Consider the following 10277-nt stretch of genomic DNA (forward strand, 5'->3'; position numbering starts at 1 on the left):
GTCGCTTATCCAGCTTTGCTATTGATGAGCTATTCGGTATTTAACACGACGAGTTCTAATACCGATTCTAGTACTCTAGATGTTATTACTGATTATGTAACCTCTACTGAGACTAAAGTAAAAGGACCTATTAAAGCTCCTTTGTTAGAAGAACCTAGTTTGAGGGATCTTTCTCTGGCTACTTCTGGTGAAGATAGTTTTATCTCTTTTAAGGAAGCGCTTGCTTTCAAAGAATCAAGAGGTCAATACTGGCGTGTAAATACGCTGGGTTACTTAGGTAAGTATCAATTTGGTGCTACAACGCTAGCTCATTTTGGTGTTACAGATACAGAGGCGTTTCTTAACTCTGTAAATTTACAGGAGCGTGTTTTCCTCAAGTACTTACGATATAACCATAAATCCTTAGAACCTTATATTGAAAAATATGAGGGAAAAACAATTGCAGGTGTAAAAGTTACAGAAAGTGGTATTCTGGCAGCAGCTCACCTTTCTGGTCCTGGAGGCGTAAGAAAATTTTTAAAGTCTAATGGAAATTTAAGTAGTAAAGATGCCTACGGTAGTTCAGTTAGATCTTATATGAAAAAATTTGGCGGATATGATTTAAGTGAGGTGCTTTAATCATTAATTATGAGTCATAAAAAAAAGGGATGAAATTTAATTTCATCCCTTTTTTGTTTTTACCATCAAATAGTTCTTTCAGACTATTATCTGGGAATACGTTATAAAAAACTGTTGAACTGCAACTGTGAACTTAATCTCTAGCACCAAAAATCGCACTTCCTATACGTACCATGGTACTTCCTTCTTCCAGTGCAATTTTATAATCGCCAGTCATTCCCATAGAAAGTTCAGTGAAATTATGTCTAGCATCTAGCAATTGATCGTTTTTGATTTTTTCAAAAGTAGCAGCTAGCGATTGAAACTCTTCTCTCACTTGATCATGGTTATCAGTAAAAGTAGCCATTCCCATTAGTCCTTTAATCTGGACGTTTTTGTAATCCTTAAACGCTTGATCATTTAACAACGCAATTAATTCTTCCTCGTCAAAACCAAATTTTGAATCTTCTCTCGCGATGTGAATTTGCAATAAACAATCTATAACACGATCGTTTTTCTTTGCTTGCTTATTAATTTCTTTAAGTAATCTTGGAGAGTCCACACTATGAATCAAATGCACATAAGGTGCCATATATTTGACCTTATTACGTTGTGTATGACCTATCATGTGCCAGCAAATATCTTTTGGCAAGGTTTCCCATTTTTCGGTCATTTCTTGAATTTTATTCTCTCCAAAATGGCGTTGACCGGCCGCATAAGCCTCTTCTAGATCGCTTTTAGGTTTCGTTTTGCTTACTGCTACAAGAGTTGCTTGTGGTTGCACGCTTTCGCGAAAGCGTAACAAAGATTCTTTAATTGTGCTCATTTCTAAAATTCATAAATTATTAATCCACTGGGTAGTTTGGGACGTATAAAAGTACTTTTAGGTGGCATTCTCAAGTCAGCGTCTGCAATGGATTTCATTTGCTCTACCGTTGCTGGAAATAGACCGAAGCCTACCGCAAACTCATGCTTATCTACACGCTCCTTAATATGCATGATGTCATGTTTACCATAACTGTATCTAATCCTTAAATCAGTGCGCAAATCTTCAATACCTAAGATAGGTTTAAGGATTAAATCGTAGAGCATTTGGGTATCCAGATCTTGTAGTGGATTTGTGATCTCGTACAATCCTTTACGCAGGTACAAGCTGTAAAATTCACCATCTAAATACATGCTAAAATGATGTTTTTTAGACGGTTTATAAAGTTCTATTCCTCGATTTTGTATCCTAAATTTTTGATCTAAACGAATTAAAAACTCCTCTTTAGTCAGTCCGTTGAGGTCTTTTACCTGCCTGTTGAACTCATAAATATTAAGTTGATCTTCGGCAATAAGCAAGCTCATAAAGTAATGATAGCTTTCTTGATCAGGATCCATTTCTTGAGATAATAAGGAAGAGCTGGCACTGCGGTGGTGACCATCTGCAATATAAAGTTCTGGTATCTCTTGAAATTGTTTCTCTAGACTCTCTATCATTTGAGGATCTGTAATCGCCCAAATTTTATGAGAATTAAAATCTGTTGTGGAGAAAAAGGTGTCTGGTTGACGCTGTTTTACCTGATCGATCATCTGGTTGATATCTGGTCTATCTTTGTAGGTAAGTAAAACAGGCTCTGCATTAAATCCAGCCGACTTTAAATAATCTTTAAAAAGAACCTCTTTAAAACTTAGAGTGTCTTCGTGTTTTTTAATCTTGTTATCTTGATAATCTTTAGTACTGGTACCAGCAATGATCCCAGTATAACTGTGATGAGGATCTATATTTTCATACAAGTAAAAAGCTGGTTGCTCGTCTTGAATTAGATACCCTTCTTCTTTAAATTCTAAATACCTATTGCGTACTAAACTGAAACGCTCAATTCCAGAAATTTCTTGATTAAACTTATAACCAGGATTAAGTATTTGTAAGAAACTATAAGGATTGTATTTGAGTTGCGCCTTCAATTCTTTTTTACCATAATCTTGGTAGGTGCGCGAGATGAGGTGCGCCGCTTTATCTGCTGCTGCTCGTACTCCTTTAAATGGTTTTATTTTAGGCATATTTATTTAATTTCTCCTAGCCAGACATTTCCTTTCTTAAAGGCACGATAATCGACATCAGGAAAGTTAGGATCTGTTATTTTTCGGTGTTTTTTCTTTACCTGATTATCGTACCATCTTTTCTCCTCTAAATAATGTTCCATTTTATGATAATCATCTGGAGAACCCAATTCATTAAAGTTTAATAATTCTTCATCAAGTCGATGTTCCCAAGTAAATTCGGGATATTTCATGGCAACATCAGCTATTCCGGAGTTTTCTATTTCAATGGAATGTTCTGGTCGTGCATGCGTGTTTTCATAGAAATCAATACAATCATCTATAGCACAAACCACTTGTGAGTTAGAAAACCTACGATCATTCAACCATATTTTTAAATAGTAAGGTTTACCTATTTTGTCCAGTTCTTTTTTACGAGCTTTATAAATATCCACAAGTCCTTGAGTAATTAGTCTTCTCGCTTTTCCTTTAGGTTGAGGTATAACACTGCCCGTTAAAGAAAGGTCAGAAAACGGACTGATCCATATTTTAACCCAATCGCGCTGGCGACTATTTAAATAATCGAGATCAATATTTTTATTGAATTCTACCCAAGATGCTATGTCTTCCCATAGATTTTGAAATCCTCGATACTTTCTTTCTCGCATCATTTTAATTGAAAACTTTATCTAAAACTAGCACTCACTTTTTCAGCTTTACGAGATTCAGAATAGTCATAAAACCCTTCTCCAGACTTCACACCTTTTTTACCTGCCATTACCATATTTACTAGTAACGGGCAAGGAGCATATTTAGGATTTTTGAAACCATCGTGCATTACGTTTAATATGCTCAAACAAACATCAAGACCTATAAAATCTGCTAACTGTAAAGGTCCCATAGGATGTGCCATACCTAATTTCATTACGGTATCAATTTCTTCTACTCCTGCAACACCATTGTAAAGTGTTTCTATCGCCTCGTTAATCATAGGCATTAAAATACGGTTTGCTACAAAACCAGGATAATCGTTTACCTCAGTTGGTGTTTTACCTAGTTTTCGCGAAAGCGTCATTATAGTCTCTGTAACTTCATCACTGGTAGAATAACCACGTATGATTTCTACGAGTTTCATGATAGGTACTGGATTCATAAAATGCATACCGATTACTTTCTCTGGTCGCTTAGTTACTGAAGCAATTTGAGTAATAGATATCGAAGACGTGTTAGTAGATAAAATGCAATTTGCTGGAGCAAACTGATCCATATCACCAAATATTTTCAATTTTAGATCAACATTTTCTGTCGCTGCTTCTACCACAAGATCTGCTTGAGAGACACCTTCTTTAAGATCTGTATATGACGTAATGTTCCCTAGAGTGGTCGCTTTATCATCTTCTGTGATGCGTTCTTTGGCAATCATGCGATCTAGGTTTTTAGAAATAGTTCCTAAACCTCTGTCTATAGCATCTTGTGAAATATCGACAAGAGCAACGTTAAAACCTGAATGTGCAAACGTATGTGCAATACCATTTCCCATTGTTCCTGCACCTATAACTGTAATATTTTTCATTGTAATTTATTTTATGATGTACCGATGTTAACCGGTCTATTTAATTTGTTTTTTAGCAATTTCTGCATTCATAAGCTCAGCAATAGATAGAAAAGCTTCCTCTTCTTCATCAGTATTAAAGTCTGAATTGAATAAGAGCGCAAATCCCTTATGAGTTTCAGGATGAAAATAGAGTAGAGTAGTTACTCCTGGATCGCCGCCAGAATGTCCTATGCCACCACGTTCATAAGTGATAAAAACCCCTTTGTTGAACCCATCTTCTTCATGTGCTTTACTAGATTTTTCGGTTTTGAAATGTGATTCATCTAGATATTTTTTGAAGAACATCTCATAGCTTTTGTCGTTTAATAATGTCCCTTCTTGCTGGTGCGCTTTTATCAATTCTTGACCTAAAATGGCAAGCTCATGCGTGCTGGTTCTATAGGCACCATCTGCAGCAGTTACCAGTCCATAAAACGGATATCTCAATGCATTTTTGCTATATAAATAAGAATGCTGATTACTAATGTCATCTTGCCAAGTGGAATTTTCTAGAGATAGTGGCTTTATAATGTGCTCTTGAGAGTATGTTTTAAAGTCTTGACCAGTTATAGACTCTACTATTAGTGCAATTAGTCCAGCACCATTATTGCTGTAACTATAAGTTGAACCTGGCTTATAATTTATGTAACCGTATTTATTACTAGAACTATCTGTTTCTTCTAATGTAGCTTTGAGGTATTCAGTTAACGATAGGCTATTTTCCTTAGTCGTTAGTTGATTAATTTCTTCTTGATCTATATCAGGATCATCTGCAAAGTCAGCTTCTAGAGTATAATAAGAATTACCATAAAAACTACCGTCATAAATGGAAGACGTATGTGTTACCAGTTGCTGAATGGTTATGGACTCATCTGGAAATAAAGGATTCTTAACTTTAAAAGGTAAATAAGAATTGATGTCATCATTTAGTTTGACATCTTTTCCTTCCATCGCTTTAAGTAAGGTAAGACCTGTAACCACTTTTGATATAGAAGCAATATTTTGAACCGTTTTTGTAGTGTAGGGCACATTATATTTTAAAGAGCTTACACCATATCCTCTTTCAAAAAGAATTTGATCTCCATTAAAAAGAGCAATTCCCATTCCTTTAGAATTTGTGTTGCTGAATAATTCTCCTAATTTATCCTCTAAAACCTCAGAATTATAATCGGTAGTTTTTTCTTCTTCAGGTTCAGAGGCTTCTTTTTTACAAGATGCAAAAACACATAAAAGACCTAGTAAAACGAGCTTCTTCATACTTATAATGACTTAAACTCTTTAATGATTTGTAGCGCTACGTCTAGAGCAGCTGCGCCATCTTCAAGGTTTACTATAGGTCTGGTATCATTCTCAATAGCATCAGCAAATGTTTCTAATTCGTCTAGAATGGCATTGTTATCTGTCACATCTGGATTATCAAAATAAATTTGCTTTTTGATTCCTTCAGCATTTTGTAGAATCATGTCAAAATCGCCAGGTACTTCTGGAGCGTCTTTCATACGTACGACTTCTACTTTTTTAGTCAGGAAATCTACAGAGATATATGCGTCCTTCTGGAAAAAGCGAGCTTTACGCATTTTCTTAAGACTGATGCGGCTTGCAGTAAGATTTGCCACACAGCCATTTTCAAACTCTATACGAGCATTTGCAATATCTGGCGTCTCAGAAATTACAGACACGCCACTTGCGCTCACGCTCTTCACTTTGCTTTTTACCACACTTAGTATCGCATCTATATCGTGAATCATTAAATCTAGTACCACACTTACATCTGTACCTCGCGGATTAAATTCTGCCAGTCGATGTGTTTCAATAAACATAGGATTATCAAAACGATTTGCCACAGATCTAAATGCTGGGTTAAAACGCTCCACTTGTCCTACTTGACCTTTTAGATTCCGCTTTCGCGAAAGCGAGATCAATTCATCAGCTTCTTCTACAGTAACCGTTATCGGTTTTTCTATAAACAAGTGTTTACCAGCCTCGAGAACTTTCATACCGCTAGAGTGATGATAAGAAGTAGGCGTTACTACATCTATCATATCGCAGGCTGCAATGAGTTCATCTACATCAGAGTAATATTTGTACCCTAGCTCTTCTTCAATTTTTGTTGCATTTTGAGCATCGGCATCATAGAATCCTATGAGGTTGTAGCGTTCACTTTGTTGTAGTAGTTTAAGGTGTATTTTACCGAGGTGGCCAGCACCTAGAACTCCAGCTTTGAGCATAATTATCGCATTTTTGTAAAAATAAGTAATAGATCGTTAAAATATCGTTAGTTAAAAGGTAGTTGTGACTATTTATTAGCAAATTTTTGTTGAAAAATAGTAGTCTTTTGAATGGGAAATAAAGAATGTTGAAATTACTTTTGATCTTATCGAAGATAATTACATACATAAAGGAAAGCGCCGTCAGTTAGTAGATTTAATGCGCGATAAAGGGATTACAGATTCTAAAGTGCTAGATGCTATGAATCAAGTGCCTAGACACTTGTTTCTAGACAGCTCGTTTTTAGAACACGCTTATAAAAACAAAGCATTTCCCATAGGAGCAGACCAGACCATATCTCATCCTTTTACAGTGGCGTTTCAAAGCCAATTGCTGGAATTAAAAGCAGGCGATAAAGTACTGGAAATAGGAACTGGAAGTGGTTATCAATGTGCGGTATTACTAGAAATGAAAGCTCAAGTTTATACGATTGAGCGACAAAATGAATTGTATAAAAAAACCAATTTACTCTTCAGAAAACTGAATTATCGTCCTAGAAAGTACGTTTTTGGCGATGGTTATAAAGGCTTGCCAGAAGAAGCTCCATTTGATTCTATTATCGTTACATGCGGTGCGCCAGAAATTCCTCAAACATTATTAGGCCAACTCAAAATAGGAGGTAGGCTAGTGATTCCAGTAGGTAGCGATCCACAAATAATGACTTTAATTGTACGAGAAAGCGCTACAGACTTTTCTAAAGAAACTTTTGGAGAGTTTAGGTTTGTGCCGTTTTTAGGTGGGAAGAATTGACCATATTTTGATTAAATATAAAACGGAGCATGTGGTCTAAAGCATTATCCCTTTTAAGTAGCTGATAACTTTACTGATAAACAACTGATTGATAGGTGCTATTATTAATGTTTTTATAAGGTGTTTAGTTTACTTATTATTGTACTTACATAAACAGCCCAAAATGATCCATGAAATTTCACCAAAACGGTTAAGTCTACGTGACTTAAATGATATTGATAAAAACGTAACAGAGATTAAATTATCTGATGTATCAATAGCTGCTATTGAGAAGTGTAGAAGATATCTAGATGATAATTTTGGAACGACAGATAGTCCTGCAACTTATGGGATTAATACAGGTTTTGGTTCTTTATGTAATACTCAAATCGATAAGAAACATTTGACTCAGCTGCAGCATAATTTAATTATGTCGCATGCTTGTGGTACAGGTGATCAGGTTCCTGACCATATTGTAAGGTGGATGTTATTTCTAAAGATACAAAGTTTATCCTACGGTCATAGTGGTATCAGTATTCAAGTGGTACAAAGATTAGTTGATTTTTATAACCATGGAGTTTATCCAGTCATTTATGAACAAGGATCTCTGGGAGCTTCTGGTGATCTTGCACCTTTAGCACACCTAGCCTTGCCTCTAATAGGTTTAGGAGAAGTTACTTATGAAGGAAAACGTTACACTGGCGAAGAAATTAATGAACTGAAGGGTTGGAAAACCTTACAATTACAATCGAAGGAAGGACTAGCTCTTATTAACGGCACGCAATTCATGCTAGCTTATGGAGTTTATCTCTCTTTAGAATCTCAAAAATTATGGTATTGGGCTCATATTACAACTGCGTTATCAATTGATGGTTATTCTTGTAATATGTCTCCTTTTGATGAAAGAATTCATTTTATACGACCACATAAGGGACAATTAAAAAGTGCCTCAATCATTAGAGAATTATTACAAGACAGCGATATAGCCGCTGAGGTAAAGGCAAATGTTCAAGACCCTTATAGTTTTAGATGTACGCCACAAGTTCATGGCGCTAGTAAAGATGCTTTAGATCATGTTATAAAAACGGTACTTACAGAGTGTAACTCTGTTACAGATAACCCTAACGTTTTTCCAGAATCGGACACTATTATTTCAGGTGGCAATTTTCATGGGCAACCATTAGCTCTTGCATTAGACTTTTTGAGCATTGCTATGAGTGAGATAGGAAGTATAAGTGAGCGTAGAATATTCCAGCTTATGAGTGGAACTCGAGGTTTACCACCTTTCTTATGTAAGGATGCTGGCTTGAATAGCGGGATGATGATTTTACAATATACTGCTGCAAGTATTGTTAGCCAAAATAAACAACTTTCTAATCCAGCTTCAACAGATAGTATTGTAAGTTCAAATGGTCAGGAAGATCATGTTAGTATGGGAGCTAATGCTGCTACCAAAGCTTATAAAGTAGTTTCTAATTTAAAAACTATTCTATCCATTGAATTGCTTACAAGTATACAGTCACTAGACTTTCATGAAAAAAATACGTCTAGTTTTTTGAGTTCCATTAAAAATATAGTTCGTAATGAAATTTCTACATATAATGAAGATAGGGTAATGTATACAGATATTAAAGAATCTCAGGCAATCATAGACTCCATGTATATCGATGATTTTTCGATTTTTGACTAGTTGAGATGGTTTTCAAAATTAATATCTAAATTTTTAAGTAGTTCCTTCTTAGTCCATTCTATAGCATCTATATGATATTGAAAAGCTTTCAATTTTCCTTGTTTAAAAAATTTACTTTCTAACGACACGGAGCTTAATATGTTTTGATTACTTTCCACGATACCTATGCAGCACAGCTTATCGTAACGTGAATTATGTAAATGAATCAAAGGATCTATACTGTAACTGTTTTCCCTTATACTTACATACCCTAGTGGTTCATCTTCTCCGTAATGTGCTATTAAACGTTCTACTAGAATGGTGTTCAATTCTTTATTGAAATGAATCCCTTCTTTAATTTTGCCTAAAACTAAATTAGGAAGTAATTCAAAAATACCAAAATGTAATTCTAAAACACTCATTACTATAAATTTATATATTGGGTTTGCAAATATAGTTTGTAATTACTGTGCATGCATAGTAATTTTAATCTTTAAATTAAAAAACGATTAACAACCTGATATAACGACTATACAACGTTGTAGTTATCCTGGTCTAAAAATGATATATACTTTTATCGATTATTAACGTATAAAAAAATGGAGCCTTAAGCGCTGTAGCTTAAGACTCCATTTATATCAAATAGTTACAATTAATCTTTCTTAGATTCTTCTTCTTCCTCTGGTTTCTTCGAGGGTTTGTCGATTTTAACCTTCAGTTCATTTTTGTCTTTATCTAGATCCATGTAAATCGTATCTCCTTCTTGAAGTTGACTATTTACAATTTCTTCTGCGAGATGATCTTCAATATATTTTTGAATCGCTCTTTTCAATGGTCTTGCACCATATTCTTTATCAAACCCTTTATCAGCGATATAATCTTTGGCAGTATCACTTAATTTAAGGTAATAGCCTAAATCCTCTATACGTGCAAATAACTTGGTAAGCTCGATATCGATAATTTTATGAATATCTTCTCGTTCTAATGCATTAAATACTATTACATCATCAATTCTATTCAAAAATTCTGGGGCAAAAGTTTTCTTTAATGCAGCTTGGATTACTCCTCTAGCATTTTCACTTTCGGCATTCTTACGTGCTGCAGTACCAAATCCAACTCCTGAAGCTCCGAAGTCTTTTAGCTTTCTAGCTCCTACGTTAGATGTCATGATAATAATGGTATTTCTGAAATCAATTTTTCTACCTAGACTATCTGTTAAGTACCCATCATCTAGAACTTGTAGCAACATATTAAACACATCTGGATGCGCTTTTTCAATTTCATCAAGCAAAATTACAGCATAAGGCTTACGTCTAACTTTCTCCGTTAATTGTCCACCTTCTTCATAACCTACATATCCAGGAGGCGCACCTATTAATCTTGATATTGCAAATT

General features: G+C 35.0%; 11 protein-coding genes. 3 read left to right on the forward strand and 8 right to left on the reverse strand.

Going from position 1 to position 10277, the window contains the following annotated elements; translation table 11 throughout:
• Positions 1 to 618 (forward strand): peptidoglycan-binding protein LysM (locus A9Q93_RS10515; protein WP_303687356.1); only part of this gene is annotated, 618 nt, incomplete at its 5' end.
• Between the two features lie 133 nt (positions 619 to 751).
• Here the strand turns inward: A9Q93_RS10515 and A9Q93_RS10520 are convergent.
• Genes A9Q93_RS10520 through A9Q93_RS10545 form a run of 6 tightly spaced genes read right to left on the reverse strand, consistent with a single transcriptional unit; the run spans position 752 to position 6444 of the window.
• The gene (locus tag A9Q93_RS10520; RefSeq protein ID WP_303687357.1) at positions 752 to 1423 is read right to left on the reverse strand and encodes a YggS family pyridoxal phosphate-dependent enzyme; all 672 of its coding nucleotides are present in this window, start codon (positions 1421 to 1423) and stop codon (positions 752 to 754) included.
• A gap of 2 nt (positions 1424 to 1425) precedes the next feature.
• The gene (locus A9Q93_RS10525; protein WP_303687358.1) at positions 1426 to 2643 is read right to left on the reverse strand and encodes a DUF1015 domain-containing protein; all 1218 of its coding nucleotides are present in this window, start codon (positions 2641 to 2643) and stop codon (positions 1426 to 1428) included.
• A gap of 2 nt (positions 2644 to 2645) precedes the next feature.
• Entirely contained in the window at positions 2646 to 3293 is a 648-nt protein-coding gene (locus A9Q93_RS10530) for a hypothetical protein (RefSeq protein WP_303687359.1), read from the reverse strand.
• Positions 3294 to 3307: 14 nt separating this feature from the next.
• Positions 3308 to 4195, reverse strand: coding sequence for a 3-hydroxyacyl-CoA dehydrogenase family protein (locus tag A9Q93_RS10535; protein ID WP_303687360.1), 888 nt, complete (start codon positions 4193 to 4195; stop codon positions 3308 to 3310).
• 36 nt (positions 4196 to 4231) lie between these two features.
• Complete coding sequence (locus A9Q93_RS10540; RefSeq protein ID WP_303687361.1) at positions 4232 to 5473, reverse strand: serine hydrolase; 1242 nt, start codon at positions 5471 to 5473, stop codon at positions 4232 to 4234.
• Between the two features lie 2 nt (positions 5474 to 5475).
• Positions 5476 to 6444: a Gfo/Idh/MocA family protein gene (locus A9Q93_RS10545; protein WP_303687362.1), complete on the reverse strand. Its 969-nt coding sequence runs from the start codon at positions 6442 to 6444 to the stop codon at positions 5476 to 5478.
• A 148-nt stretch (positions 6445 to 6592) separates the two neighbouring features.
• Here A9Q93_RS10545 and A9Q93_RS10550 point away from each other — a divergent pair, with 148 nt between their 5' ends.
• Positions 6593 to 7234 carry a protein-L-isoaspartate(D-aspartate) O-methyltransferase gene (locus A9Q93_RS10550; RefSeq protein ID WP_303687366.1) on the forward strand — a complete coding sequence of 214 codons (642 nt, stop codon included), beginning with the start codon at positions 6593 to 6595 and terminating at the stop codon, positions 7232 to 7234.
• Positions 7235 to 7397: 163 nt separating this feature from the next.
• On the forward strand, positions 7398 to 8903 hold the full coding sequence (hutH, locus tag A9Q93_RS10555; RefSeq protein WP_303687363.1) for a histidine ammonia-lyase: 1506 nt from the start codon (positions 7398 to 7400) through the stop codon (positions 8901 to 8903).
• Here hutH and A9Q93_RS10560 read toward each other — a convergent pair.
• The gene (locus A9Q93_RS10560; protein WP_303687364.1) at positions 8900 to 9304 is read right to left on the reverse strand and encodes a hypothetical protein; all 405 of its coding nucleotides are present in this window, start codon (positions 9302 to 9304) and stop codon (positions 8900 to 8902) included. The two genes, hutH and A9Q93_RS10560, sit on opposite strands and share 4 nt — an antisense overlap.
• Before the next feature lie 230 nt (positions 9305 to 9534).
• On the reverse strand, positions 9535 to 10277 hold a 743-nt coding region (locus tag A9Q93_RS10565; RefSeq protein ID WP_303687365.1), incomplete at its 5' end, for an AAA family ATPase.

Source organism: Nonlabens dokdonensis (assembly GCF_002162835.1).
Classification (GTDB): Bacteria; Bacteroidota; Bacteroidia; order Flavobacteriales; family Flavobacteriaceae; genus Nonlabens; species Nonlabens dokdonensis_B.

Excerpts from the sequence above, each read along its gene's own strand:
- A9Q93_RS10520 (WP_303687357.1), bottom strand. The coding sequence starts at position 1,423 with ATGAGCACAATTAAAGAATCTTTGTTACGCTTTCGCGAAAGCGTGCAA.
- A9Q93_RS10525 (WP_303687358.1), bottom strand. The coding sequence starts at position 2,643 with ATGCCTAAAATAAAACCATTTAAAGGAGTACGAGCAGCAGCAGATAAA.
- A9Q93_RS10530 (WP_303687359.1), bottom strand. The coding sequence starts at position 3,293 with ATGATGCGAGAAAGAAAGTATCGAGGATTTCAAAATCTATGGGAAGAC.
- A9Q93_RS10535 (WP_303687360.1), bottom strand. The coding sequence starts at position 4,195 with ATGAAAAATATTACAGTTATAGGTGCAGGAACAATGGGAAATGGTATT.
- A9Q93_RS10540 (WP_303687361.1), bottom strand. The coding sequence starts at position 5,473 with ATGAAGAAGCTCGTTTTACTAGGTCTTTTATGTGTTTTTGCATCTTGT.
- A9Q93_RS10545 (WP_303687362.1), bottom strand. The coding sequence starts at position 6,444 with ATGCTCAAAGCTGGAGTTCTAGGTGCTGGCCACCTCGGTAAAATACAC.
- hutH (WP_303687363.1), top strand. The coding sequence starts at position 7,398 with ATGATCCATGAAATTTCACCAAAACGGTTAAGTCTACGTGACTTAAAT.
- A9Q93_RS10560 (WP_303687364.1), bottom strand. The coding sequence starts at position 9,304 with ATGAGTGTTTTAGAATTACATTTTGGTATTTTTGAATTACTTCCTAAT.